The 26,092-nt window shown below is 72.3% G+C and carries 19 protein-coding genes; 2 read left to right on the forward strand and 17 right to left on the reverse strand.

Features of this window, described 5'->3' with window-relative positions; genetic code table 11:
* Positions 1-128: 128 nt before the first annotated feature.
* Together CW362_RS17885 and CW362_RS17890 are read right to left on the reverse strand one after the other, a co-directional pair.
* Complete coding sequence (locus CW362_RS17885) at positions 129-3,452, reverse strand: EAL domain-containing protein (protein WP_103550490.1); 3,324 nt, start codon at positions 3,450-3,452, stop codon at positions 129-131.
* A gap of 218 nt (positions 3,453-3,670) precedes the next feature.
* A complete protein-coding gene (locus CW362_RS17890) occupies positions 3,671-4,612 on the reverse strand; it encodes a 2-hydroxyacid dehydrogenase (protein ID WP_103550491.1) in 942 nt (313 codons plus the stop codon).
* 75 nt (positions 4,613-4,687) lie between these two features.
* On the opposite strand from CW362_RS17890, the gene CW362_RS17895 reads away from it, so the two are divergent.
* Both CW362_RS17895 and CW362_RS17900 read left to right on the forward strand, forming a co-directional pair.
* A complete protein-coding gene (locus CW362_RS17895; RefSeq protein ID WP_103550492.1) occupies positions 4,688-5,695 on the forward strand; it encodes an aldo/keto reductase in 1,008 nt (335 codons plus the stop codon).
* Between the two features lie 104 nt (positions 5,696-5,799).
* Entirely contained in the window at positions 5,800-6,972 is a 1,173-nt protein-coding gene (locus CW362_RS17900; RefSeq protein WP_240657851.1) for a PQQ-dependent sugar dehydrogenase, read from the forward strand.
* A 19-nt stretch (positions 6,973-6,991) separates the two neighbouring features.
* Here the strand turns inward: CW362_RS17900 and CW362_RS17905 are convergent, their stop codons facing one another.
* The 15 genes from CW362_RS17905 to CW362_RS17975 all read right to left on the reverse strand — a co-directional run bounded on the left by CW362_RS17905 (position 6,992) and on the right by CW362_RS17975 (position 26,074).
* Entirely contained in the window at positions 6,992-10,084 is a 3,093-nt protein-coding gene (locus tag CW362_RS17905; protein WP_103550523.1) for a helix-turn-helix transcriptional regulator, read from the reverse strand.
* Between the two features lie 152 nt (positions 10,085-10,236).
* On the reverse strand, positions 10,237-10,434 hold the full coding sequence (locus tag CW362_RS17910) for a hypothetical protein (RefSeq protein WP_103550494.1): 198 nt from the start codon (positions 10,432-10,434) through the stop codon (positions 10,237-10,239).
* 185 nt (positions 10,435-10,619) lie between these two features.
* Entirely contained in the window at positions 10,620-11,267 is a 648-nt protein-coding gene (locus CW362_RS17915) for a hypothetical protein (protein WP_103550495.1), read from the reverse strand.
* Between the two features lie 34 nt (positions 11,268-11,301).
* Entirely contained in the window at positions 11,302-11,877 is a 576-nt protein-coding gene (locus tag CW362_RS17920) for a GNAT family N-acetyltransferase (protein WP_103550496.1), read from the reverse strand.
* A gap of 4 nt (positions 11,878-11,881) precedes the next feature.
* Positions 11,882-14,200, reverse strand: coding sequence for an MMPL family transporter (locus CW362_RS17925; RefSeq protein ID WP_103550497.1), 2,319 nt, complete (start codon positions 14,198-14,200; stop codon positions 11,882-11,884).
* Positions 14,201-14,383: 183 nt separating this feature from the next.
* Positions 14,384-14,911: a hypothetical protein gene (locus tag CW362_RS44070; protein WP_206300980.1), complete on the reverse strand. Its 528-nt coding sequence runs from the start codon at positions 14,909-14,911 to the stop codon at positions 14,384-14,386.
* A gap of 99 nt (positions 14,912-15,010) precedes the next feature.
* Entirely contained in the window at positions 15,011-16,525 is a 1,515-nt protein-coding gene (gene gatB, locus CW362_RS17935) for an Asp-tRNA(Asn)/Glu-tRNA(Gln) amidotransferase subunit GatB (RefSeq protein ID WP_103550498.1), read from the reverse strand.
* Between the two features lie 16 nt (positions 16,526-16,541).
* Positions 16,542-16,772 carry a hypothetical protein gene (locus CW362_RS17940; protein WP_103550499.1) on the reverse strand — a complete coding sequence of 77 codons (231 nt, stop codon included), beginning with the start codon at positions 16,770-16,772 and terminating at the stop codon, positions 16,542-16,544.
* 8 nt (positions 16,773-16,780) lie between these two features.
* Entirely contained in the window at positions 16,781-18,286 is a 1,506-nt protein-coding gene (gatA, locus tag CW362_RS17945) for an Asp-tRNA(Asn)/Glu-tRNA(Gln) amidotransferase subunit GatA (RefSeq protein ID WP_103550500.1), read from the reverse strand.
* 5 nt (positions 18,287-18,291) lie between these two features.
* Positions 18,292-18,588 (reverse strand): Asp-tRNA(Asn)/Glu-tRNA(Gln) amidotransferase subunit GatC, encoded by a 297-nt coding sequence (gene gatC / locus CW362_RS17950; RefSeq protein ID WP_037622623.1) that lies wholly within the window; start codon positions 18,586-18,588, stop codon positions 18,292-18,294.
* A 322-nt stretch (positions 18,589-18,910) separates the two neighbouring features.
* Complete coding sequence (locus CW362_RS17955; protein WP_103550501.1) at positions 18,911-21,133, reverse strand: putative bifunctional diguanylate cyclase/phosphodiesterase; 2,223 nt, start codon at positions 21,131-21,133, stop codon at positions 18,911-18,913.
* A gap of 260 nt (positions 21,134-21,393) precedes the next feature.
* Positions 21,394-23,589 (reverse strand): NAD-dependent DNA ligase LigA, encoded by a 2,196-nt coding sequence (gene ligA, locus CW362_RS17960; RefSeq protein WP_103550502.1) that lies wholly within the window; start codon positions 23,587-23,589, stop codon positions 21,394-21,396.
* Between the two features lie 15 nt (positions 23,590-23,604).
* On the reverse strand, positions 23,605-24,612 hold the full coding sequence (locus CW362_RS17965; protein ID WP_162684115.1) for a methionine synthase: 1,008 nt from the start codon (positions 24,610-24,612) through the stop codon (positions 23,605-23,607).
* A 30-nt stretch (positions 24,613-24,642) separates the two neighbouring features.
* Entirely contained in the window at positions 24,643-25,341 is a 699-nt protein-coding gene (locus CW362_RS17970; RefSeq protein WP_103550503.1) for an SDR family oxidoreductase, read from the reverse strand.
* 193 nt (positions 25,342-25,534) lie between these two features.
* The gene (locus CW362_RS17975; RefSeq protein WP_103550504.1) at positions 25,535-26,074 is read right to left on the reverse strand and encodes an LOG family protein; all 540 of its coding nucleotides are present in this window, start codon (positions 26,072-26,074) and stop codon (positions 25,535-25,537) included.
* Between the last annotated feature and the right edge of the window lie 18 nt (positions 26,075-26,092).

Raw genomic sequence — 26,092 nt, forward strand, 5'->3', positions numbered from 1 at the left:
CGCGCCGGGTGCGGTCGCCGGGTGTCCCGGACCTTCCCGGGGACCACCTGGCTTCAGCCGACGCGCTTTCCAAGTACGAGAATTCGGGTGCGCATGGCATTGACCCTCCCCCCGGCACGCACCGACTGTCAAGTGGGTGGGACGGGCGTCTCATTATGTGAGCGGAGAGCTGTTCCGCCTCCCAGGACGGCGGGCACACCACTCGTATACACCCCCGCACCGCCTCCACCGGCGAACACCGGCTCGACAGGGCCGTTCGGCACGGGATAGTGGCCGGAAGAGAGCGCTCTGCGCAGCCGGTACTCGTCCAGCGGCCCGGAGAAGGCCATGCCCTGCCCGTGGGTGCAGCCCATCGCGCGCAGGGCGACGACCTGTTCCGGAAGATCCACCCCGTCGGCCACGGACTGCATCCCCAGATCGGCGGCGATCCGCAGCAGCCCGCTGGTGATCTTGTGCAGCCGGGCGGACTCGACGACCCCCTCGACCAGACTCCGGTCGAGACGCAGTACGTCGACCGGGAGCCGCCGCAGCGCCGTGATCGCCGCGTAGCCGCTGCCGAAGCCGTCCAGGGCGATCCGCACGCCGAGGCGCCTGAGCGCGTTCAGCCGGCGTTCCAGCTCGTCCAGGGGGACCCTCGGATCGGTGTCGGACAGCTCGATGATCAGTCCGCCCGAGGCGAGCCCGTGCCGGGTGAGCAGGGACTCCACGGAGCCCAGCGGCATCGAGCGGTCCACCAGACGCCGGGCGGTCATCCGGACCGTGACCGGCACGGCGATCCCCGCGGCGGTGCGCTCGGCGGCCTGTCCGACGGCCTCGTCGAGCATCCAGCGGCCCAGCTCGGCGGTCCTCTCGCTGTCCTCGGCCACCCGCAGGAACTCGGCGGGCGTGAAAAGCACCCCTTGGGAGGAACGCCAGCGCGCCTGTGCGGTGACCGACGCGATCCGGCCGTCCTCCAGCGACACCACGGGCTGGTGCAGCAGGGCGAACTCGCCGTCCTGGAGCGCGGAGCGCAGCCGGGTCGCCAGCTCCGCCCTGCGGACCACGTCCTGCTGCATCTGGGGCGCGTACAGCTCGACACGGCCCTTTCCGGCCGCCTTGGCGCGGTACATGGCGAGGTCGGCGTTGCGCAGCAGTTCCCCGGCGCCGAGGCCCGGCTCGGCGAAGCCGACGCCGATGGACGCGGCGACCCGGACATCGTTGCCGTCGATGCAGTAGGGCTGGGAGAGCCTGATCCGCAGACGGTCGGCGAGTTCCCGTACCTGCTGCTCACGGGCGGTGCGGTCACGTCCTCCGTCACCGACGATGAGGGCCGCGAACTCGTCCCCGCCGAGCCGGGCGGCGGTGTCGCCGTGCCGGACGGAGTCCTGGAGCCTGCGGGCGGCCTGGACGAGCAGTTCGTCGCCGGCCTGGTGCCCGATCGTGTCGTTGACGGCCTTGAAGCCGTCGAGGTCGATGAAGAGGACGGCGGTGCCCCGGTCGGTGGAGCGGCGCCCGGACAGGGCCTGCTGGACGCGCCGGGTGAACAGCGCGCGGTTGGGCAGGTCGGTGAGCGGGTCGTGCTCGGCGTTGTGCTGCAACTGGGCCTGGAGCCGCACGCGTTCGGTGACGTCACGGCTGTTGAAGATGAGGCCGCCGTGGTGCCGGTTGACGGTGGACTCCACGTTGAGCCAGCCGCCGTCGCCGGAGCGGAACCTGCACTCGATCCGGGTGGTGGGCTCCTCGCTGTGGCTGGCCGCGAGGAACCGCCGCACCTCGTGGACCACGCAGCCGAGGTCCTCGGGGTGGATGAGCGAGGCGAGTTCGGAGCCGACGAGTTCCTCGGCGTCACGGCCGTAGACCCCGGCGGCGGCCGGGCTGACGTATCTCAGGATGCCGTTCGGGGCGGCGATCATGATGACGTCGCTCGACCCCTGCACCAGGGAGCGGAAGTGGTTCTCCTTCTGGGCCAGCTCCTGGGTGAGGGTGATGTTGTCGAGCAGCATGATGCCCTGGCGCACCACGAGGGCGAGCACGACGAGACCGGCGGTGACGAGCACCACGCGGTCCACCCTGCGCCCGTTCAGGATGTTGTAGAGGATCCCCAGCGTGCAGACGGCCGCGGCCAGGTAGGGCGTCAGCGCGGCCAGCGATCCGGTGATCGGACGCGCCGCCGCCGGGGAGCGGTCCGGTCCGGGGGCCTGGGCGTTCGCGGGTCCGCCCCGCTGCCGCCCGTGGGGATCGTCCGGCTCCTCGTGCCGCTCCCGGTCCTCGTGGGACCCGGGGCCCTCCTGCCCGGCTCCCGGTCCGTACGGCGGGCGGGTCTCCCGGGGTGCGGGCGACGCATGGCTCCCCGGGGGCCCGTGCTGCCCTTCCCTGCGCTGCCCCGGGATGCCCTCGTGGGCCACGCGCGCGTGCTCCTCCGAACCCTGCCCGTCGGGTCCGCGCGGGTCGGGGTCGCCCAGGTCCGGTCCGTACGCGTCGATGCCGTGCTCCTCGGGCTCGTTCCCGTGCCGGGTGACGACCCAGGGCGCGTAGGCGAGGAGCAGCGAGCCGGCGAACCAGCCCGCGTCGAGGAGCTGGCCCGAGTGGTAGCTGTTGTGCAGGAGGGGCGAGGTGAACAGCGCGTCGCACATCACGGTCAGCGCGAGCGCCCCGATCGCCGTGTTCACCGCCGACCTGTTCACCGACGAGCGCCTGAAGTGCAGCGCGAGAACCATGCTGACCAGCGCGATGTCCAGCAGCGGGTACGCGAGCGACAGCGCGGTGTGCGCGACGCTCGGCCCGTCGAACTTCGCGGCCTGGGCGAGCGCCAGGCTCCAGGACAGGGTGAGCAGCGATCCGCCGATCAGCCAGGCGTCCAGCCCGAGACACACCCAGCCCGCCCTGGTGACGGGCCGCTTGGCGAGCACCAGCAGTCCCACGATGGCGGGCGGCGCGAAGCAGAGGAAGAAGAGGTCGGCGTAGCTCGGGGTGGGCACGGGGCGGTCGAGGACGACCTCGTACCACCCCCAGACCAGGTTTCCGAGCGAGGCCATCGCCGAGGAGAGCGCGAACAGCAGCCACGCGGGCCGGAAGCGGCTGCGGCGGCTACGGGCGTAGAGGAAGCAGGAGACCGCCGCGGCGCCCGCCGCGACGCTCAGCCCGAAGTCGCCCATGACCAGCGCCAGGCTCGTGGAGCCCCAGCCGAGCGCGGAACCCACGGCGTAGGCCGCGCACACCAGGGCCAGCACGAGTTGCGAGAACAGGCCCGTCCCGCCGTCGAAGACCGCCCGACGGGTCAGCAGCGCCCCTGGGGAGCTCACCGGGCCCACCCGGTCCGTGCCCCGGAGTCCCGCTGGTCCCGGCACGCCGGGTGCGCGTGCCTCCGGCGGCTCTGATGTCTGCGGTGGTGATGGCTGCCGTGGCCGCGGCTGTGCGTGGCCGCGCGCCAGGGTCGTCGGCGGCGGCCCCGCCGCGTCGGATCGGTGGTCCATAGGCCGTGCATCGCCCGTCGCCCCCCTCGCAGTCTCAATGTCCGTCCCCGGCGCCGAACGGTGCGCGGCGCAGCCCCTGTCGGGACGATACACCAGTATCGTCACTCAGGGACATAGTTCCTCTACTCTCCGTGACGACCAGGGACTATGCCGGCACTGCCCGCATCCGGAGGACTGCGGAGGGTGCCCGAAGCGGACGGAGGGCGACGGGCGGTTGCTCAGGTGCCGGTGGTAAGGACCACGTTGCGCAGCGGTTCCCGGTTCACGAAGAGGGTCAGCTGATCCGCCAGCAGTCGCTTGGCGCGCGGCCAGAACGCCGAGGTCGGCCCGCCGACGTGGGGGCTGATGAGCACACCGGGCGCATGCCACAACGGGTGCCCCGCGGGCAGCGGTTCGGGGTCGGTGACGTCGAGGGCCGCGGTGATGCGCCCGCTCTTCAGCTCGCCGACCAGCGCGTCCGTGTCGACGACGGGACCGCGGGCCACGTTCACCAGGAGCGCGCCGTCCTTCATCCGGGACAGGAAGCCGGCGTCCACCAGGCCGCGGGTGCCGTCCGTGAGCGGCGTGGACAGGATGACCACGTCGAACTCGGGCAGCAGGGAAGGGAGTTCGGCCAGGGGGCGCACGGGGCCGCGCGCCGTGGCACGGGCGGAGCGCGCGATGCGCGCGACCCGCGCGAGCTCGAACGGCGCGAGCCTGTCCTCGATCGCGGACCCGATCGACCCGTACCCCACGATGAGAACGGACTTGTCGGCCAGCGAGGGACGGAACCCCGAGCGCCACTCCTGCTTGTCCTGGCCCCGCACGAAGTCGGGGATCCCGCGCAGCGAGGCGAGGACCAGGGCGAGGGTGAGTTCCGCGGTGCTCGCCTCGTGCACCCCGCGGGCGTTGCACAACACCACACCGGGGGGAAGGGAGTCGAGGCTCGGAAGGACGTGGTCGACGCCGGCGGAGAGTGTCTGCACGGCCCTGACCGACGTCATTTCGGCCATCGGCCGCTGCGAGACCTCGGACGGCTTCATGTAGGGCACGACGTAGAACGCGCAGTCGGCGGGATCCGCGGGGAACTCCCGGCCGCCGTCCCAGAAACGGTAGTCGGGCCCTTCGGGGAGTCCGTCGATCTCGTCCGCGTGAAAGGGGAGCCAGACATCAAAGGTCATGGTCAGGAGGTTATGCCAGGCGCCCATGCGCGCAGAGGTTAGGTTGGGGGCCAGCAGAAGGAGGATCACGGCCAGGTGGAGCGCAGAACGATCGGGGCCGCGGCGCTCGAAGTGGGGGCGGTCGGACTCGGATGCATGCCGATGAGCTGGGCTTACACCGGGTCACAACAGCGCGGCGAGGAGTCGCTGCGCGCGGTGAACGCGGCACTCGACCGGGGGTCGACGCTGCTCGACACGGCGGACATGTACGGGCCCTTCACCAATGAACTGCTCGTCGGGCGCGTGCTCAAGGAGCGACGCTCCGAGGCCTTCGTGTCGACCAAGGTCGGTCTGCTGGTGGGCGATCAGCACCTCGTGGCCAACGGCCGCCCCAACTACGTGAGACGGGCGTGCGACGCGTCGCTGCGCCGGCTCCAGACGGACGTGATCGATCTCTACCAGTTGCACCGCACGGACCCGGAGGTGCCGGTCGAGGAGACCTGGGGCGCGATGGCCGAACTCGTCTCGGCCGGAAAGGTGCGCTCGCTCGGGCTGTGCGCGGTGGGTGCCCGGTCCGGCCGCCGGGCGGGGGCGCGGTTGCACGACGGAACGATCCGGCTGCTGGAGCGGGTGCAGCAGGTCTTCCCGGTGAGCACCGTGCAGGCCGAGCTGTCGGTGTGGTCGGCGGAGGCGCTGGACGCGCTGCTGCCGTGGTGCGCGGCGCGCGGCGTCGGCTTCCTCGCCGCGATGCCGCTCGGCAACGGCTTCCTGACCGGCACGCTGACCCCGGGCGAGGGTTTCGAGCCCGACGACCTGCGGGCCCGCCATCCCCGCTTCACCGCCGAGATGATGGCCGCGAACCAGCCCATCGTCGTCGGCCTGCGGCGTGTCGCGCGGCGGCACGGGGACGGCGTCCGTCCCGTCACCCCCGCGCAGGTGGCGCTGGCGTGGGTCCTGGCACAGGGTCCGCACGTCGTCCCGGTGCCGGGGACCAAGCGGGAGCGCTGGGCCGCCGAGAACGCGGGGGCGGCCGGACTGCGGCTGACCGCGGAGGACCTCGCCGAGGTGGCGGGGCTGCCGGGGGCGCTGGGATCCTGGGACTGAGCGGTGCTCTCGGAGCCCTGGACGCACCGCCCGGCCGGGACCGGGAACCCGAGGGCCGCGAGCGGCGTATGAACAAGGGGGACCGCCGCGTCGAAGGGACACTCATGGTGCAGGTTCGAGCAGTGACGGTCGCGTTGGCCACGACCGCGCTCCTGGTGACGGCCGGCTGTTCCTCCGGCGGCCGTCCGGAACCGGCGGGCCCGAGCGTGTCCGCGGGCACCGGGAGCACGCCGTCGCGATCGGCGCCCGCCCGGAGCGCCGCCCCCGAGGAGACGCCGCCCGCGAAGGGTTCGGTGAAGGTCCTGCGCACCGTCACCGAGGGCCTCGACACCCCCTGGGGCCTGGCACCGCTGCCCGGGAGCGGCCTGCTGGTGTCCTCGCGGGACAAGGGGACGATCACCCGGATCGACGAGAAGACCGGCGGGAAGACACTGCTGGGCGAGGTCCCCGGGGTGGCCCCGGCCGGCGAGGGCGGCCTCCTGGGCATCGCGCTCTCTCCGGACTACGCCTCCGATCACATGATCTACGCGTACCTGACGACGGCCTCCGACAACCGCATCGTCCGCATGCTGTACGACGAGCGGAAGCCGTCCGGCGAGCAGTTGGGCGCACCGGACACGGTCTTCAAGGGCATCCCCAAGGGCGTGATCCACAACGGCGGCCGGATCGCCTTCGGCCCGGACCGGATGCTGTACGCGGGCACGGGCGAGACGGGTGACCGGGGCCTGGCCCAGGACAAGGAGTCGCTCGGCGGGAAGATCCTGCGCATGACGCCGGAGGGCGAGCCCGCGCCGGGCAATCCGTTCCCCGACTCGGTCGTGTACTCGTACGGGCACCGCAACGTCCAGGGTCTCGCCTGGGACGGCAGACAGCGCCTGTGGGCCTCGGAGTTCGGCCAGGACACCTGGGACGAGCTGAACCAGATCAAGCCGGGCGACAACTACGGCTGGCCGGTGGTGGAAGGCATCGGCCACGACCCGAAGTACCACGACCCGGTGGCCCGTTGGCACACCGACGAGGCCTCCCCGAGCGGGATCGCCTACGCCGAGGGGTCCATATGGATGGCGGCTCTCAAGGGGCAGCGCCTGTGGCGGATCCCGTTGAACGGCGTCAAGGCGTCCGCGGCCCCCGAGTCCTTCCTGAAGGGCGAGTACGGCCGCCTGCGCACGGTCGTCTCCGCGGGCGGCGACAAGCTCTGGCTGACCACGAGCGAGACCGACGGCCGCGGCACCCCCGTGAAGGGCGACGACCGGCTCCTGGAGCTGGAGGTCGGGTAGGACGTCCCCGGGCCGCTCCTCAGCCGGCCGCCCGGGCGGCCGGGGTGCCGGGTGCGTCCGGCGGGAAGAGCCGCAGTCTGTGGGCCAGCGCCGCCGCCTCCCCCCGTCCCGAGACCTCCAGCTTGGCCAGGATGTTCGAGACGTGGACGCTCGCCGTCTTCGGGGAGATGAAGAGTTCCTCGGCGATCTGGCGGTTGCTGCGGCCGGCGGCGACCAGGCGCAGGACGTCGCGCTCGCGGCCGGTGAGGCCGAGCGCGGCCGCGGGGTCGGCGGGAGCGGTACGGGACCCTCCGGGAACGGACTCGGGGGTGAGGCGGGCGCGCCGGGCCAGCAGGGCGACGGCGTCGGCGAGGGGGCGGGCGCCGAGGTGTCCGGCGGCGGCTCCGGCCAGCCGGAGGAGTTCCGCGGCGCGGGCGCGCTCCTCGTCGTCCGCGCCCGTGAGCAGCAGGGACTCGGCGAGGCGGAGGCGGACCCGGGCGAGGTCGTAGGGGCGCTCCAGGGGTTCGAGGGCCTCGACCACCTCGGACCACTCGTCCGGGGTGCTCACGCCGTCGGCCCGCCGGAGTTCGGCGTGCACCCATGCGGCGTGGACGATCCAGACGGGCGCTCCGGTGGCCAGGGCCCTCGCGGCCGTGCGGACGCGTTCCAGGGCCGGGGCGCGGCCGGGGTCGGCGCCGGGCGGAGTGCCGGTGCCGGTCTCCGCGGTGACGGCGGCCAGCAGCAGCGGCCAGGCGTAGCGCTGGGTGCCGGGCGGGAAACCCGCGGCCAGTGCCTCCTCCAGGGCGGTACGGGCGTCGAGGAGACGGCCCTCGCCCGCGGCGATGCCGATGGTGGCGCACAGCAGTGGCAGGGAGTGCTGGGGCATCGGGTCATGGGTGCCGAAGTGACGGCGTGCGGCGGCCAGTTGACGGCCGGCCTCGGCGAGGTCGCCGCGGGCCAGGGCCACGGGCACGAGACGGGAGGCGCCCACGCCGGAGGCCTTGCCGTCGAGTCCGACGGCCAGGGCGTCGCGCGCGGCCTCGGTGGCCTCGTCCCACCGGCCGAGCGCGTACAGCGATTCGGAGAGGTTGCCCCAGATCCAGGCCTGGGTGTCCAGCAGGCCGTTGCGGCAGGCGAGTTCGACGCCCTCGCGCAGGATGGCGACGGCCTCGCGGGAGCGGCCGACGGACTCCAGGTGGGAGGGCAGGTTGACGTGCAGACGGCCCTCGACGTAGGCGGCGCCCTGCCGCTCCGCCCGCTCCTTGACCCGGTACATCTCGGCGAGCCCGGCCTCGACGTCCCCCGCGTCGACCATCAGGCCGCCCAGGGTGAGCCGGGCGTTCAGCTCGGTGTCCCTGGCTCCCACCATGTGCGCGTACTCCACGGCGCGTTCGGCCGCGGAGAGGGCGCTGTGGCCCGGCTGGTGCACCATGCACCAGGAGGCGACCATGGACAGGACCTCGGCGTGCACCTGGGAGGGGGGCAGACCGCGCACCAGGTCCTGGGCGGTGGCGAGTTCCTTCCAGCCGTCGCCGCGGACCTGTGCCTGGACGAGCCGGGAGCGCTGGATCCAGAACCAGGCGGCGCGCAGCGGGTCGCTCTCGTCCTCCAGGAGGTGCAGCGCCCGCCTGGTCGTCTTCAGGGCGCGTTCGCGTTCCCCGCACAGCCGGCCGGCGACGGCGGCCTCCGCCATCAGGTCGAGGTAGCTCAGGGGCGTGGCCGCGACGTCACGGCCGCCCGGGGGCTCCCCGTCCCCTTCGGGCAGTGGGGGCGGGTAGGCCTCCACGTAGTCGATGGGGCGCAGTTCGGCCCGCACGGCGTCGGGGACCGCTTCCCACAGTTCCATCGCCCGCTCCAGGAGCCGCAGTTGCTCGGCGTGGGCGTGCCGGCGGCGGGCTTCGACGGAGGCGTCGAGGACGACGGGCAGGGCTTTGGCGGCGTCATGGGCGTGGTACCAGTAGCTGGCCAGGCGGGTGACGCGCTCGTCGGCCGGCACGAGCGCCGGGGCGGCCTCCAGGGCCTCGGCGTAGCGGCGGTTGAAGCGGGAGCGCTCGCCGGGCAGCAGGTCGTCGCTGACGGCCTCGCGGACCAGGGAATGGCGGAAGCGGTAGCCCTCGCCGCCCGGCGAGGCGATCAGGATGTTGGCGCCGACACAGGCGCGCAGGGCCTCGATGAGGTCGTCCTCGGCGAGCCGTGCCACCGCGGCGAGCAGGGGGTACTCGACGGTGCTGCCGCCCTCGGCGACGATCCGGGCGACCCGCTGGGCGCTCTCGGGCAGTCCTTCGACACGGACGAGGAGCAGGTCGCGCAGGGTGTCCGTGAGCCCGGTGGGACAGCCCTCGCGGGCGGCGACGGCGAGTTCCTCGACGAAGAACGCGTTGCCGTCGGAGCGGGCGAAGATCTCGTCGGCCTGGGCGGTGTCGGGTTCGCGGGCGAGGATCCCGGCGATCTGGCGGCCGACCTCGGCCCGGTCGAAGCGGCCCAGATCGATGCGCCGGACCGTGCGGAGGCGGTCGAGCTCGGCGAGCAGGGGGCGCAGGGGGTGGCGGCGGTGGATGTCGTCGGCACGGTAGGTGGCGATCACGACGAGGCGGCCGCTGCGCAGCGTGCGGAAGAGGTAGGCGAGCAGATGGCGGGTGGAGGCGTCGGCCCAGTGCAGGTCCTCGAGGACGACGACGACCGTGCGGTCCGCGGCGACGCGTTCCAGAAGGCGGGCGGTGAGCTCGAAGAGGCGGGCCACGCCGTCCTCCTCGTACTGCCGTCCCCGGGTCGTCCGCGCGAGTTCGGGGAGCAGGCGGGCGAGTTCCTCCTCCTGTCCAGCGGCCGCGGCGGCGAGCTCGTCGGGCAGGGCGCGGCGCAGGGCGCGCAGGGCGGTGGAGAACGGCGCGAAGGGGAGGCCGTCGGCGCCGATCTCGACGCAGCCGCCGCAGGCGACGACGGCGCCCTCGCGGGTGGCGGCGGCGGAGAACTCCTCCAGGAAGCGGGTCTTGCCGACGCCGGCCTCACCGCCGAGCAGCAACGCCTGCGGCTCTCCCGCGGTGGCGCGGGAGAGCGCGTCGTTCAGCACCCCCAGCTCGTCGGCGCGTCCGACGAACACCGGGCTGACGGATCTGGTCTCCACGGGCCCGAGCATGGCACAGGGGTCCGTCGGCGGGACGGCGGTCAGTGCCGCGTACGGCGGCCGGCCGTCGGCGAGCGGGAGACGGCCGACCCCCGTACGGCCGTCGTCCCGCGCGTCCCGCGGACGGCCGGATGCCGCGCGGCCGTCCGCGGACGTCCCGGCGCTCATACGGCGCGGGCGAACCAGTGCCGGCGGAGACGGTTCCTATGGGCCCGCTCGTCGGTGCCGTCGTGCGCGGACCGGAGGGCGGCGGCGCGGCGGGCGGCCCGGCGGCCGCTCGCGGCTTCCTTGGCGAGCCGGTGGTTCTGGGCCTCGCGGATCAGTTCCGCGGACCGGATCTGCTGGAGTTCGTACTCGAACATCTCGTGTCCCCTGGTGAAGAGTCGGTTTCGGTCTCGCTCGTTCGCGATGCCTCAACCTTCGTCTCCCAGGGGGGTGCGCCACATCGGGAGAGTTCCGCATCTCGGGAACGCGAAGGGCCTTAGGGCGGCGGCCGGTTTCCCGTGCCGGCCCTAAGGCCCCTCAGAGTCGTCCCGGTCGTCGGGGGTCAGCCCGCGGAAGGCAGTCCGAGGATGAGGTCGGAGTACTTGGCGACCGCGAGCACCAGTCCGACGACGCCGAGCGACACGCCCGCCCAGGCGACGGACTTGATCCAGGCGGCCTGCGGCTTGCCGGGGGCGCCGAACGCGGGCCGGACCAGCACGAGGACGCCGACGATCAGCGCGGCCAGCGCGAAGAGGCCGCCGACGAGCGCGGTGGTCGCCCAGGCGTCGCCGTAGACCTCCTTGACCTGCTTGGCGACGCTCGCGGTGGACGAGGTCTGGAGCTGGCCGACCAGGGTCTCGCGGGCGGCCGCGACGGTGGAGACCCAGCTCCCGGTCAGCGACACCAGGCCGAGTGCGGCGGACACCACGGCGGCGGCACCCTGGCCGACACCGCCGTCCCCTCCCGCCCCGGAGTCCTCGACGGCGGCGAGGTCCTCACCGGCCCCGTCCCGCTCGTCGGTCCCGTCCCGTTCGTCGAGGTCCTCGTCGGTCCCGTCCCGCTCCGTGGCGTCGGCCGGGACCCCGGCCCCGGTCCCCTCGTCCGTGGTCGCTCCGGCCGCGCCGGTCCCGGTGACGTCCACGTCCCGCTCGTCGCGCTTCGCCTCGGTACCGGTCTCGGCCCCGGCCTCGTCAACTGTCCTGGTTCCCATGCGGGCACCGTACGGACGCTGTCTGAGAGGTTCCTTAACGGTCCTCGCCGTCGGCGTCCGCGCGTGCGGCACGCCACTCGGGCGCGAGCACGGACCACACCTCGAGGTCGTGCCGGACCCCGTGGTGGGGATGCTTCTGCCGGAGCACCCCGTCCCGGCTCATACCGAGCCGCCGGGCCACGTTCAGGCTCGGGACGTTGCCCGCCGCGGCGACCCACTCGACGCGGTGGATCCCGCGCTCCTCGACCGCGTGGTCGATGAGGATCCGCATCGCGCGGGTGACCAGACCGCGCCCGGAGGCGGCGGGCTCGAGCCAGCAGCCGACCTCGCAGTTGCCCTGGTCCGCGTCGAAGTTCAGGAAGAGCACCCCGCCCACGAGCTTCCCGTCCAGCCACAGGCCGTGCAGCGACCCGGTGCCGGCGGCGCGCATGTCGGCGTACCGCTGGAGCTGCGCCCGTGCGGACGGAACGTCCGTGGACCCGGCTCCGAAGGCGATGAACCTCCCGATGAACTCGCGCCCGCGGTCCAGGTGCGCGAGGAACTCCTCGGCGTGCCAGGGCTCCAGGGGCCGCAGTTCCGCGCCGTCCTCGCCCAGGGATATCGCGTACATCCCGTCACCGCTCCTTCGTCGTCACGTCCGTCCCCCCGGCCTCGGTCACCCCGGCGTCCTCGGGCTCGAGGTCGCCCGGTCCGGTGCCCGCCGCCGCGCGGCCCAGTACGGCCGCCGCCTCGGCGTCCGTGGCCTCGGCCAGCCTCTCATGCGCGGCACGGCACTCCGGCGGTTCGATGCTGATGCGCGGCAGCCTCTTGTCGAGGGCGCGCGGCAGCCACCAGTTGGCGTCGCCGAGCAGGTGCATGAGGGCGGGGACGAGCAGCGTGCGCAGGACGAAGGCGTCCAGGGCGACGGCGGAGGCCAGCGCGATGCCGAACATCGCGATGACGCGGTCGCCGCTGAGCACGAAGGCGAGGAAGACCGAGATCATGATGACGGCGGCGGAGTTGATCACCCGGCTGGTCTCGGCGAGGCCGACCCGCACGGCGCGCCGGTTGTCACCGGTCTCCAGCCACTCCTCGTACATCCGGCTGACCAGGAAGACCTGGTAGTCCATGGAGAGCCCGAAGAGCACCGACACCATGATCACGGGCAGGAACGGCTCGATCGGGCCCGCGCGGCCGAGGCCGAGCAGTTCGCTCCCCCAGCCCCACTGGAAGATCGCGACGACGACTCCGAAGGCGGCGGCGACGGCGGCGACGTTCATGGCCGCGGCCTTGAGGGGGATGCCGATCGAACGGAAGGCGAGCAGCAGCAGGACGCAGCCGAGGCTGATCACGACTCCGACGAAGAGCGGGAGCTTGCCGATGATGACGTCCGCGAAGTCGTCGTAGCTCGCCGTCACACCGCCGGCCTGTACGTCGAGGCCGGTGCCCGACTCGGCGCGCGGCAGGACGTCGGTGCGCAGCCGGTCGACGAGGTCGCTGGTCTTCTGGGACTGGGGCGCGGAGGCCGGGACGACGGTGAGGAAGGCCGTGTCACCGGCGCCGTTGTACGTCACCGGGGTCGCCGAGGCGACACCCTCGGTGGCCCGCAGCGTGGCGTCCAGGTTGTCCAGGGCGAGCCTGTCCTCCGCGCCGCCGACCTTGGTGACCAGGGTCAGGGGCCCGTTCACGCCGGGACCGAAGCCCTCGGAGATCAGGTCGTAGGCCTGCCGGGTGGTCGTCGTCTTCGGGTCGTTGCCCTGGTCGGACGTGCCCAGGTGGAGGGAGAGGGTGGGCAGGGCGAGGACGGCCATCACGACGACGGCCACGACGCCGAGCAGCTTGGGGTGGCGCTCCACGAAGGCGGACCAGCGGGCGGCGAACCCGGTGGCCACCTCCGGCTCGGGGCCGTGCTCCTCGAGCCGCCGCCGCTCGCGGCGGCTGAGCGCGCGCGGCCCGATGAAGGAGAGCAGCGCGGGCAGCAGGGTCACGGAGGCCGCGACGGTGAGGACGACGGTCAGGGAGGCGGCGATCGCCACGCCGTTGAGGAAGTTGAGCCGCAGGATGAGCATGCCCAGCAGGGCGATGCAGACGGTGGCGCCGGCGAAGACGACCGCGCGTCCGGTGGTGGCGACGGCGTTCTGCGCCGCCTCGGCCACCGGAAGTCCGCGCTTGAGGCCACGCCGGTGCCTGGTCACGATGAACAGCGCGTAGTCGATCCCGACACCGAGGCCCACCAGCATGCCGAGCATGGGGGCGAAGTCGGCGACGGTCATGGCGTGTCCGAGGAGGACGATGCCGAAGTACGCCGTGCCGACGCCGACCAGGGCGGTGGCGATGGGCAGCATGGAGGCGGCGAGGGAGCCGAAGGCGAGGAAGAGGACCACGGCGGCGACGGCCACGCCGACGATCTCGGCCGTGTGCCCGCCGGACGGCTTGGTGAGGGCGACGGCGGTACCGCCCAGCTCGACGTCGAGCCCCTTGGCCTCGGCGGTCTTCGCGGCGTCGACGACGGCCTGGACCTCGCCCTTGTCGAGGTTCTCGGCCCGGTCGGCGAAGGTGACGGTCGCGTACGCCGTCCGGCCGTCCTGGCTGATCCGGCCGCTCGCGCCGGTCTCGCCCGACCCCTGGTGCCGGTACGGGCTGTCGACCGAGGCCACTCCGGGGAGCTTCTCGATCTTGTCCAGGGCCCGGGTCATGGACTGCTCGACGCCGGCGGAACGCACCGTGCCCGAGTCCGTGTGCCAGACGACGGTGTCGCTGTCACCGCCGAACCCGGGGAAGCCGCTGTTCAGGAGCTGCGTCGCGCGGCCCGATTCGGTGCCGGGGACCTCGTAGTCGTTGGAGTACGCGGAACCCGTCACGGCGGCGGCGGCGGTCACACCGCCGAAGGCCAGAAGCCAGAGCAGAACGGCGACGAGGCGATGCTGGACGCACCACCGTGCAAGGGCTGCCACGAGCGAGCTCCCCGGGGGTTTTGTGGATCTTTATCGGGAACTGCCCGCAAAGAACACATGACTAATGCGCCATCACTCTTGCAGCCTGAAATGATCCTTTGCCCCATTCGTGGGGTTACTCACAGGACTGCGACCGATGTCACAGCATGTGCGCGTGGCGCGTGTCACTTCGCAGGTCACGGCTCAGTCCAGCTGGTCACCCACGGCCATGACCATCACGCCGACGATCATCAGCCACAGGGCCCGCCGGGTGCGGCCCCTGGCCCCGAGCACGGACGCTCCGGCGCACAGGACGGCCCCGGAAGCGTAGGAGAGGGGGATGAGCGCGGTGCCCGAGCCCGCGGTGCGCATCACCGACGCGGCGAGCCCCGCGACGGTCAGCAGGACTCCCGTGGCGACCGCGGTCCAGCGCGCCCGGCGCGCCTCCGGGTCCTCGTCGAGATCCTCGGCCCCGTCGAGATCCCCGTCCTCGTCCTCGCCGAGATCCTCGGCGTCGGGACCGGCCGGGTCATGGTCCTCGTCGCGGTCCGGACCGCCCGCGTCCCGGTCCTCGCGGTCCCGGCCGCCGGGGTCCTGGTCCTCCCGGTCCCGCCGGTCTTCCTGATCCTGCTCGTCCCGGTCCCTGGCTTCCGGGGCCGGGACCCCGGTGTCACGCGTCCCACGGTCCTGCGTCGTGCGGTCGTACGTCTCGGAGTCGGTGCTTCCACTCATGGCGCGGGAGCGTAGCGCGTTGACCTGAGCACGCCGACACAGACCCCGGGGGGTGCGTCGCGAGCGACGCACCCCCCGGGATGTGGGAAAACCCTGACGTCAGCCTTCGGTGACGCCCAGCTTCTCCAGGATGAGCTCCTTGACGCGAGCCGCGTCGGCCTGGCCGCGGGTGGCCTTCATGACCGCGCCGACGAGCGCGCCGACGGCCTGGACCTTGCCGCCGCGGATCTTGTCGGCGATGCCCGGGTTCCCGGCGATGGCCTCGTCGACGGCGACGGTCAGGGCGCCCTCGTCCGAGACGACCTTCAGGCCGCGCTTCTCGACGACCTCGTCCGGGGTGCCCTCGCCGGCGAGGACGCCTTCGATGACCTGACGGGCCAGCTTGTCGTTCAGATCGCCCGCGGCGACCAGCTCGGACACCCGGGCGACCTGCGCCGGGGTGATCGGCAGGTCCTCCAGGGCCGTGCCCGACTCGTTGGCGCTGCGGGCCAGCTCACCCATCCACCACTTGCGGGCGGAGGCGGAGTCGGCGCCGGCCTCGATCGTCGCGACGATCGAGTCGATGGCACCGGCGTTGAGCATCGACTGCATGTCGTGGGCGTTGACGTCCCACTCCTCGCGCAGCCGGTTGCGGCGGGCCAGCGGCTGCTCGGGCAGCCCGGCGCGCAGCTCCTCGACCCACTCACGGGACGGGGCGACGGGAACGAGGTCGGGCTCCGGGAAGTACCGGTAGTCCTCCGCCTCCTCCTTCACGCGGCCCGAGGTCGTGGACCCGGTGTCCTCGTGGAAGTGGCGGGTCTCCTGGATGATCGTGCCGCCCGAGTTCAGCACCGCGGCGTGGCGCTGGATCTCGAAGCGGGCGGCCCGCTCCACGGAACGCAGGGAGTTGACGTTCTTCGTCTCGGAGCGCGTGCCGAACTTCTCCCGCCCGTGCGGGCGCAGGGAGAGGTTCACGTCGCAGCGCATCTGCCCCATCTCCATGCGGGCCTCCGACACGCCGAGCGCCCGGATGAGTTCGCGCAGTTCGGCGACGTACGCCTTGGCGACCTCGGGGGCCCGCTCGCCCGCGCCCTGGATGGGCTTGGTGACGATCTCGATGAGGGGGATGCCCGCGCGGTTGTAGTCGAGCAGGGAGTGCGAGGCGCCGTGGATGCGGCCGGTGGCACCGCCGACGTGCGTCGACTTGCCGGTGTCCTCCTCCATGTGGGCGCGCTCGATCTCCACGCGGAAGACCTCGCCGTCCTCCAGCTGGACGTCCAGGTAGCCGTTGAAGGCGATCGGCTCGTCGTACTGCGAGGTCTGGAAGTTCTTCGGCATGTCCGGATAGAAGTAGTTCTTCCGGGCGAAGCGGCACCACTCGGCGATCTCGCAGTGCAGCGCGAGGCCGATCTTGATGGCGGACTCCACACCGGTCGCGTTGACGACCGGGAGGGCGCCGGGCATGCCGAGGCAGGTCGGGCAGGTCTGCGAGTTGGGCTCGGCGCCCAGCTCGGTCGAACAGCCGCAGAACATCTTCGTCTTGGTGCCGAGTTCGACATGGACCTCGAGGCCCATGACGGGGTCGTACGACGCGAGCGCGTCCTCGTACGACACCAGGTCGATCGTGGTGGTCACGGTGAAAACTTCCCTCTCAGCCCAGCAGGACGTCGTCGTCGCCCAGGCGCTTGAGCTCCCGGTAGAGGATGGCGAGGCCGGTGACGATGGCGGCGGCGGACAGGGCCGCGTCGATGAGGCGCAGCGTGTCGTTCTCCTTGCGGGCCTTCTTGACCTGCTTGGCGACACCGATGGCACCGAACGCCGTGCCCGCCATGGACAGATACGTGCCGGACTTGGACTTCTTGAAGCCCTTGGCCTTGGACATTGCCTTGCTCACAGCGACGGAGCCTCCTCAAGCAGCGGGTGCCCCCACTTTTCCACGAAGGCGGCCTCGACGGCGGCGCCCACCTTGTAGAGGCGGTCGTCCTTGAGGGCCGGAGCGATGATCTGCAGGCCGACCGGGAGGTTGTCCTCCGGGGCGAGACCGCAGGGCAGCGACATGGCGGAGTTCCCGGCCAGGTTGGTCGGGATGGTGCACAGGTCCGCGAGGTACATCGCCATCGGGTCGTCGGCGCGCTCGCCGATCGGGAAGGCGGTGGTGGGCGTGGTCGGGGAGACGATCACGTCGACCTGCTCGAACGCCTTGTCGAAGTCGCGCGAGATGAGCGTGCGGACCTTCTGGGCGCTGCCGTAGTACGCGTCGTAGTAGCCGGAGCTGAGCGCGTACGTGCCGAGCATGACACGGCGCTTGACCTCGGGACCGAAGCCGGCCTCACGGGTGAGGGCGGTGACGTCCTCGGCGGAGCGCGTGCCGTCGTCGCCCGTCCGCAGGCCGTAGCGCAGGCCGTCGAAGCGGGCCAGGTTGCTCGAGCACTCGGACGGCGCGATCAGGTAGTACGCGGAGAGCGCCAGGTCGAAGGACGGGCAGTCCAGCTCGACGATCTCGGCGCCCAGTTCCTTCAGCAGCTCGACGGACTCGTCGAAGCGCTGGATGACACCGGCCTGGTAGCCCTCGCCGCGGAACTGCTTGACGACGCCGACGCGCATGCCCGCCACGCTGCCGTTGCGGGCGGCCTCGACGACCGGCGGGACCGGGGCGTCGATGGAGGTCGAGTCGAGCGGGTCGTGCCCGGCGATGACCTCGTGCAGCAGGGCGGCGTCGAGGACCGTACGGGCGCAGGGGCCGCCCTGGTCGAGGGAGCTGGAGAACGCCACCATGCCGTAGCGGGAGACCGCGCCGTACGTCGGCTTGACGCCGACCGTGCCGGTGACGGCGGCCGGCTGGCGGATGGAGCCGCCGGTGTCGGTGCCGATGGCGAGGGGCGCCTGGTAGGAGGCGAGGGCCGCGGAGGAGCCGCCGCCGGAGCCGCCGGGGATCCGGGTGAGGTCCCAGGGGTTGCCGGTCGGGCCGTACGCGCTGTTCTCGGTGGAGGACCCCATGGCGAACTCGTCCATGTTGGTCTTGCCGAGGATGACGACGTCGGCGGCCTTGAGCCGCTTGGTGAGCGTCGCGTCGTACGGCGGGATCCAGCCCTCGAGGATCTTCGAGCCGACGGTCGTCGGGATGCCCTCGGTGGTGAAGATGTCCTTGAGCGCGAGCGGCACGCCGGCGAGCGGGCCGAGCTTCTCGCCGGACTCCCGCTTGGCGTCCACGGCGCGCGCCTGGGCGAGGGCGCCCTCGCGGTCGACGTGCAGGAAGGCGTGCACCTTCTCGTCGACGGCCTCGATCCGGGCGAGGTGGGCCTCGGTGACCTCGACGGCGGTCAGCTCGCCGGCCGCGATCTTCTCGGCGGTCTCGGCCGCGGTGAGCTTGATGATGTTGACGTTGGTGTCCGTCATGGTGATTAGTCCTCCCCCAGGATCTGCGGCACCTTGAAACGCTGCTGCTCCTGGGCCGGGGCGCCGGAGAGCGCCTGCTCGGGGGTGAGCGACGGACGGACCTCGTCCACGCGCATGACGTTCGTCAGCGGCAGCGGATGAGAGGTCGGCGGTACGTCTTGGTCGGCGACCTCGCTGACGCGGGCGACCGCGCCGATGATGTCGTCCAGCTGGCCTGCGAAGTGGTCGAGCTCTTCGCCCTTCAGCTCCAGACGCGCCAGCCGTGCGAGGTGGGCGACCTCCTCGCGCGTGATGCCAGGCATGCAGCGATCCTCTGGGGTGAGTGCGTGTGGTTTGGCCCAATCCTATGGGGCCCGGGCCGATGCCCGCGCCCGGGTTTGCCCTGGGGGCGGGGACTTCCCGGCCCGCGGCCGGACGTTCCCCGCCCGCGCCGCCGCCCGTGACTGTCTCCCGGGCAGGTGGGCTCTCTCCGGGGTGTCCCGCCGTCGGCGGCCGCGCGTCCGTGGGACGCACGGCCGATCGCCGCCGACGGCGATACGCCCGAACGGGAGAGCCCGGCTTGTCGGACGGGGACGAACGGGTGGTGCGTGGGTGGGGGAACACCCGGCCGGAGGCCGGGGACGGCTACTCCGCCGCGGGCAGCGCGGCGCGCGGGCGCTGCCAGCCGCGGACGCCCCGGGCCAGCAGCCACGCCGTGGCCTCCTCGGGCGGCATCGCCGCGGCGACCAGCCACCCCTGGACGGCGTCGCAGCCCAGGTCCCGCAGCCGCTCCCACGTCTCGTCGTCCTCGACGCCCTCCGCCACGACGAGGAGCCCCAGGGAATGGGCGAGGTCGACGGTGCAGCGCACGATCTCGGCGTCCTCCGCGTCCACGGCGAGCCGTGCGACGAACGAACGGTCGATCTTCAGCTCGCTGACCGGGAGCCGGCGCAGATGGACCAGGGAGGAGTAACCGGTGCCGAAGTCGTCCAGCGACATCTTCACGCCGTGCCCGGTGAGAGCCGCGAGGGTGTCGGCGGCACGCTGCGGGTCCTCCAGGAGCACGTGCTCCGTTATCTCCAGTTGGAGCGCTCCCGCGGGGACTCCGTGCCGGGCCAGACGGGCGGCGACGGCACCGGCGAAGCCCGGCGTGTGGACGTCGCGGGGCGACACGTTGACCGCGACCGGCACGTACAGCCCCTGCGCACGCCAGCGCGCGACCTGTCCGAGGGCCGTCTCCAGGACGTACTCGGTGAGGTGGGGCATCAGCCCGGACGACTCGGCGATGGCGATGAACTCGTCCGGCGGCACCTTGCCGCGCTCGGGGTGCACCCAGCGGACCAGGGCCTCCAGTCCGGCCACCTGTCCGTCGAAGCGGACCTTGGGCTGGTAGTGCAGTTCCACGTCGCCGGTGTCCAGGGCCCGGCGCAGATCGCCCAGCAGGCCCAGCCGGTCGGGAGTGTTGGAGTCCCGCTTGGACTCGTAGACCTCCACGCCCGTACGGTCCCGCTTCGCCTGGTACATCGCGATGTCCGCCCGGCGCAGCAGCCCCTCCGCGTCGAGCGCGTGGTCGGGGAAGACGGCGAGCCCGGCGCTGGCCTCCAGGACGAGGGTGAGTCCGTCCAGGTCGAGCGGTGAGCCGAGGGCGGCGACCAGATTGCGGGCGACCCGCGTGGCCGACGTGGTGGAGTCCGCGACCGGCAGTAAGACGGCGAACTCGTCACCGCCGAGCCGCGCGGCCTCCGCCCCGCGCGGCAGCGCGAGCCGCAGCCGCTCGGCTATCTGGAGGAGCAGTCGGTCACCGGCGAGATGTCCCAGCGTGTCGTTCACCGAACGGAAGCGGTCCAGGTCGATGAGCATCAGGGCGGAGCGCGCGCCGATGCGCTCGGCGTCGTCCAGCGCCGTCCAGGTGCGCTCCAGCAGCCACTGACGGTTCGGCAGCCCGGTCAGCGGGTCGCGCAGTTGCTCCTCGGCCCGCGCGCGGGCTATCCACAGGGTGGAGTCCAGGGCGATCAGCGGGATCGAGAACAGCGGCAGCAGCATCGGCTGGGCCGTCGCGACGACGCAGATCAGCGGCGCGATGCCGAGCAGCGCCACGGCGACGAGCCCCTGTCTGACCAGGGCCGTACGGGCGACGGTGGGCAGGCCGCCGCCCGGCGTGTTCAGGTACCAGAGCAGGGCGCGGGTGACGGCGAGGTAGGCGCCGGCGACCAGCACCACCTGGGGGGCCGCGTAGAACGTCCAGGCGCCGGGGTCCCAGGGGGTCTCGACGCTCGGGAACCGTCCGAACGACGCGAGGACCAGGGCTCCGGCCCCGATGCCGAGGATGTCGACGGCCCCGTGCAGGACGCCCTGGCGCCAGCGGTTGCGGCGGGCCGTGCCGACCAGGACGACGACGGTGAGGCTGACCATCCCGGCGGGGACCCAGCCGTAGAGCAGCAGGACCGCGAGGGTGAGCGCGGCGCCGGAACCGGTGCCGCCCCACCAGCGGGCGCGGCCGAGGGCGACCAGGTGGCCGACGATGACTCCGGTCAGCAGCGCCAGCGACCAGCCGACGGTGCCGCACGGGAAGAGCGCGTGATGACCGCTGAACGCCCGGTAGAAGCCCGCGCCCAGGACGAACGCGGCGGTGGCCACGACCGCCGACGGCAGCGCGGGCCAGGACGCGTGGCGCTCGGGGTCCTGGCCGGGCAGGCCGGTGCCGCGTTCTGCGGTGAGGGCGCCGGAAGCGGCGGGCGGAGCGGCGCCGGGTCCGCTGCGGACGGAGCGCTCCGACGGCCGTCCCGTCCGCAGGCCCGTCAGCCACGCGCCGGTCGTCCGGCGCAGGCGCAGCCGTGAGTCGGGAGCGGCGCTCTCGGTCGGTTCCATTCCCGTCCCTCTCACTGCCGGCGGTGCCCACGCCACGCGATCCGTTGCCGGCGACGACTGCCAACGGTGCCGCGTCGGAAAACCCTTCCCCCGGCTCGTGGCGAGCGGGGGATGCGCCGACCGAGGCCGGACACGGTGGGCGCACACGTCAACAGTAGGCCGCGGAAGGCTCCCACGGGCAGCGGTCGTCGACGGTTGCCCGTTTACGACCCAGCCACCCGTATGCCGCCGATATGCGCCGAACGGGTGGTCTTCAGCCGCTATTCCTCGACCGGAAGCGCGACTTCCGCCGCCGCCTCCGGCCCCTGCCCGAGCAGGACGGAGAAGCCCTCCTCGTTCAGGACCGGAACCTTCAACTGCATCGCCTTTTCATACTTCGAGCCGGGATTGTCACCTACTACAACGAAAGATGTCTTCTTCGAAACAGAACCGGTCACCTTTGCTCCACGGCTCTGCAACTCCTCCTTCGCCCCGTCCCGCGTGTGGTGTTCGAGCGTGCCCGTGACCACCACGGTGAGGCCTTCGAGCGGACGCGGCCCCTCGTCCTCGCCCGCACCCTCGTCCTCCATCCGGACGCCGGCCGCCCTCCACTTGCGGATGATCTCGCGGTGCCAGTCCTCGGCGAACCACTCCTTGAGCGAGGTCGCGATGATCCCGCCGACCCCGTCGACCGCCGCGAGTTCCACCTCGGTGGCCTGCTCGATGCGGTCGATGGAACGGAACTCGCGCGCCAGCGCCTCGGCGGCCACCGGACCCACGTGCCTGATGGAGAGTCCGTTGATGAAACGGGCGAGCGGACGGCTCTTCGCCTCGGCGATCTTGTCCAGCATGGCAAGCGCGTTCTTCTTCGGCTCGCCCTTCTGGTTGGCGAAGACCGTGACGATCTTCTCCTCACCGGTCTCGGGATCCCTCTTGGGCAGGCCGCTGGCTTGGTCGAGAACGTACGCCTTGATGGGGAGCAACTGCTCGATCGTGAGGTCGAAGAGGTCGCCCTCGTCGACGAGGGGCGGGGCCGTGGGCGCCAGCGGACGGGTCAGCGCCGCTGCGGCCACATCGCCGAAATGGTCGATTTCGAGACATTCCCTGCCTGCGAGATAGGAGACCCGTTCTCTCAACTGGGCCGGGCAGGAACGACCGTTCGGGCAGCGCAGGTCCACGTCGCCCTCCTTCATCGGCTTCAGGGCCGTACCGCACTCAGGGCACTCGGCCGGCATCACGAACTCCCGCTCGGTGCCGTCACGCAGGCTGGCGACCGGACCGAGGATCTCGGGGATGACGTCACCGGCCTTGCGCAGCACCACCGTGTCCCCGATGAGCACGCCCTTGGCCTTCACCACGTCCTGGTTGTGCAGGGTGGCGAACTCGACCTCGGAGCCCGCGACCGTGACCGGTTCGACCTGCGCGTACGGAGTGACCCGGCCCGTACGGCCCACGCCGACACGGATGTTGACGAGCTTGGTGTTGACCTCCTCGGGCGCGTACTTCCAGGCGATCGCCCAGCGGGGTGCGCGCGCGGTGGAGCCGAGCCGCCCCTGGAGGGGGATCTCGTCGAGCTTGACGACGACCCCGTCGATCTCGTGCTCCACGGAGTGGCGGTTCTCTCCGTAGTGCGCGATGAACTCCCTTACCTCGTCAAGGTCGTCGACTACCTTGGCGTACCGCGTGGTGGGCAGTCCCCAGGAGTTCAGCAGGCTGTACGCCTCGGAGAGCCGCCCGAGCCCCTCGAACCCCTCAAGGGCACCGATGCCGTGGACGACCATGTGGAGCGGCAGTGTCGCGGTGACCTTGGGATCCTTCTGGCGCAGTGAACCCGCAGCCGAGTTCCGGGGGTTGGCGTACGGCTTTTCCCCAGCCTCCACACGACGGGCGTTGAGCCCCTCGAACGCCTCCATCGGGAAGTAGACCTCGCCCCGGATCTCTACGAGCCGGGGAACGTGATCGCCCTTCAGGCGGTGCGGGATCTCCGCGATCGTCATGACGTTGGGCGTGATGTCCTCGCCGGTCCGGCCGGTGCCCCGGGTGGCCGCGCGGGTGAGTCTGCCGTCCTCGTACGTCAGGTTCACGGCCAGACCGTCGACCTTGAGTTCGCACAGGAAGTGGTAGTCCGACGAGCCCACGTCCTTGGCCACACGACTGGCCCAGAGGGCGAGCCCTGCGTCGTCGAAGACGTTGTCGAGGGAGAGCATGCGCTCGCGGTGCTCGACCTTGGCGAGGTCGGTCTCGTACTCGACGGCGACCTTCTGGGTCGGCGAGTCCGGTGTCCGCAGCTCCGGGTACTCGTCCTCCAACGCTTCGAGAGAACGCAGGAGGGTGTCGAACTCCGCGTCGCTGATGACGGGATCGGCCTCCGCGTAGTACCGGACCCGGTGCTCCTCGACCTGCTCGGCGAGCCGCGCGTGCCGCTCCCGTGCCTCGGCGGGTACCGATGTGGGCTCTGCGTGCATGTCGCCGGCCACCGTTGTGTCCTCCCGTTACTCTGGGTTGTCCGCGAGGGATCTCGCCGCCCGGACGCAGTGGGCCAGCGCCCTGCGCGCGAAGTCGGGGGAGGCCCCCGCGAGTCCGCACGACGGAGTGAGCGTGACCGCCTCCGCGAGCAGACCCGGCCGCAGTCCCAGCCTGCGCCACAACGTCCTGACACCCATGACGCTACCGGCAGGGTCCGACAATGGGACGTCCGTGCCGGGGACGACACCGGCGAACAGCCGGGTACCGCCCTCGACCGCTTCCCCGATCGCGTCGTCGTCACGTTCGGTGAGGAGGGAGAAGTCGAACGAGACGGCCGCCGCGCCCGCCCGGCGCAGCAGGGCGAAGGGGACGTCCGGCGCGCAGCTGTGGACGACGACGGGGCCGCCGCCGTTCACCCCGATGACGTCCCGGAGGGTGGCCTCCACGATCTGGCGGTCCACCGCGCGGTGGGTGCGGTAGCCGCTGGCGGTGGGTACCCGGCCGCAGAGCACGGCGACCAGGGAGGGTTCGTCGAGCTGTAGGACGACCTCGGCCCCGGGCACCCGCCGGCGGACCTCGTCGAGGTGCAGGCGCAGCCCCTCGGCGAGCGATCCGGCGAGGTCGCGGCAGGCGCCCGGGTCGGAGAGGGCGGACTCGCCGTTCCGCAGCTCCAGCGCGGCCGCCAGGGTCCAGGGACCGACGGCCTGCACCTTGAGGGGGCCCGCGTACCCCTGGGTGAACTCCTCCAGGGCGTCGAGGTCCTCCCCCAGCCACGACCTGGCCCGCTTGGTGTCCCGGCCCGGCCGGTCCCCGAAGCGCCAGCCGCTGGGCTCCACGCGCGCGTACAGCTCGACGAGCATCCCCGCGGTCCGGCCGATCATGTCCGCCCCGGGCCCGCGCGCGGGCAGTTCGGCGAGGAAGGGGAAGTCCTCGAAGGAACCGGTGACGGTCTTGGCGGCCTCCCGCGCGTCACCGCCCGGCATGGAGCCGACCCCGGTGGCGGCGCCGAACCTGAACTCGCTGTTTTCGCTCACCCCGGAAGCCTACGGAATCCGGCGGGCGGATCAGCGTCCCGGGCGCACCGTCAGATCGTTGACCTCGGCGTCCCGGGGCAGGTCGAGCGCCATCACGATCGTCGTCGCCACCGACTCCGGGTCGATCCACCGCGAGGCGTCGTACTCCTTGCCCTCCTGCTGGTGCACCTTGGCCTGCATGGGGCTCGCCGTGCGGCCGGGGTAGACGGAGGTCACCCGGACCCCGGCCGCGTGCTCCTCGTGGCGCAGGGAGTCGGCGAGGGCCTTCAGCCCGTGCTTGGAGGCGGCGTAGGCGGACCAGTCGGCGTGGGCGTTCAGACCGGCGCCGGAGTTCACGAAGACCACGTGGCCCTGGGCGAGGCGGAGCTGGGGCAGGAAGTGGCGGGTCAGCTCGGCGGGGGCGATCAGGTTGACGTTGAGCTGGTGGCGCCAGGCCTTCGGGGTCAGTTCGCCGACCGGTCCGAGGTCGACCACGCCCGCGATGTGCAGCAGGGAGTCGACGTGGCCGGGGAGCGCCTGGTGCGAGAACGCCCAGGAGAGCTTGTCGGGGTCCGCCAGGTCGCCCACCAGGGTCTTCGCCCCGGGGAACGCGGCGGCCAGGTCCTTCGCGCGGCCGGCGTCGCGCGCGTGGAGCACGAGTTCGTCCCCTCGCGCGTGCAGACGGCGGGCGACGGCCGCGCCGATGCCGGAACCGGCCCCGGTGATCACATGTGTAGGCATGGACGCCATGCTCGCATCACCGGGGGCCGGTCTCGAACCGCGCGCGGACGCCCGGCGGGCACGGGACCCGGCCCTGACGGGTGCCCCCGTCCCCGGATCCCGTCCCTGGGTCCCGTCCCCGGATCCCGTCCCTGGGTCCCGTCTCCGGATCCCCTCTCCGAATCCCGCCCCGGGTCCCGTCCCCGGGCGGGAGGCCGGTGCCTCAGCGGATGCCGACGCTCTCCTCCAGGTAGGCCAGCGCGCCCACCGGCTCCTCGGCGAAGAACACCAGGTCGGTGAGCGGACGCGGCAGGAAGCCCTCGGCGTCCATCCGCCGGAACTGCTCCTTGAGGCCGTCGTAGAAGCCGGCCGTGTTGAGCAGGACCACCGGCTTCTCGGTCTTCCCGTGCTTCTTCAGCTCCAGGATCTCGGTCGCCTCGTCGAGGGTGCCGGTGCCGCCGACCATGACGACCACCGCGTCGGCCTTCGCCAGGAGCAGCGCCTTGCGTTCGGCCAGGTCACGGGCGACGACCATCTCGTCGGCACCCGGACGGGCCCTGTCGGACAGGAAGTCCACGGAGACGCCGACCAGCCGTCCGCCCGCCTCCTGCACCCCGTCGGCGACGACCTTCATCAGTCCGACGTCGGAGCCGCCCCACACGAGCGTGTGGCCACCCTTGCCGAGGAGTTCGGCGAACTCCCGGGCGGGGCGCGTGTAGCGGTCGTCGAGGTCGGCGGCGGAGAGGAAGACGCAGATGTTCATGCCCTCACCGTACGCGGG

This window comes from Streptomyces populi (genome assembly GCF_002911015.1).
In the GTDB taxonomy this organism is placed as follows: domain Bacteria; phylum Actinomycetota; class Actinomycetes; order Streptomycetales; family Streptomycetaceae; genus Streptomyces; species Streptomyces populi.

Bases quoted from the DNA above. Each gene is read 5' to 3' on its own strand.
- CW362_RS17885 (WP_103550490.1), bottom strand. From the start codon at position 3,452: ATGGACCACCGATCCGACGCGGCGGGGCCGCCGCCGACGACCCTGGCG.
- CW362_RS17890 (WP_103550491.1), bottom strand. From the start codon at position 4,612: ATGACCTTTGATGTCTGGCTCCCCTTTCACGCGGACGAGATCGACGGA.
- CW362_RS17900 (WP_240657851.1), top strand. From the start codon at position 5,800: ATGGTGCAGGTTCGAGCAGTGACGGTCGCGTTGGCCACGACCGCGCTC.
- CW362_RS17905 (WP_103550523.1), bottom strand. From the start codon at position 10,084: ATGCTCGGGCCCGTGGAGACCAGATCCGTCAGCCCGGTGTTCGTCGGA.
- CW362_RS17910 (WP_103550494.1), bottom strand. From the start codon at position 10,434: ATGTTCGAGTACGAACTCCAGCAGATCCGGTCCGCGGAACTGATCCGC.
- CW362_RS17915 (WP_103550495.1), bottom strand. From the start codon at position 11,267: ATGGGAACCAGGACAGTTGACGAGGCCGGGGCCGAGACCGGTACCGAG.
- CW362_RS17920 (WP_103550496.1), bottom strand. From the start codon at position 11,877: ATGTACGCGATATCCCTGGGCGAGGACGGCGCGGAACTGCGGCCCCTG.
- CW362_RS44070 (WP_206300980.1), bottom strand. From the start codon at position 14,911: ATGAGTGGAAGCACCGACTCCGAGACGTACGACCGCACGACGCAGGAC.
- CW362_RS17940 (WP_103550499.1), bottom strand. From the start codon at position 16,772: ATGTCCAAGGCCAAGGGCTTCAAGAAGTCCAAGTCCGGCACGTATCTG.
- gatA (WP_103550500.1), bottom strand. From the start codon at position 18,286: ATGACGGACACCAACGTCAACATCATCAAGCTCACCGCGGCCGAGACC.
- gatC (WP_037622623.1), bottom strand. From the start codon at position 18,588: ATGCCTGGCATCACGCGCGAGGAGGTCGCCCACCTCGCACGGCTGGCG.
- CW362_RS17955 (WP_103550501.1), bottom strand. From the start codon at position 21,133: ATGGAACCGACCGAGAGCGCCGCTCCCGACTCACGGCTGCGCCTGCGC.
- CW362_RS17970 (WP_103550503.1), bottom strand. From the start codon at position 25,341: ATGGCGTCCATGCCTACACATGTGATCACCGGGGCCGGTTCCGGCATC.
- CW362_RS17975 (WP_103550504.1), bottom strand. From the start codon at position 26,074: ATGAACATCTGCGTCTTCCTCTCCGCCGCCGACCTCGACGACCGCTAC.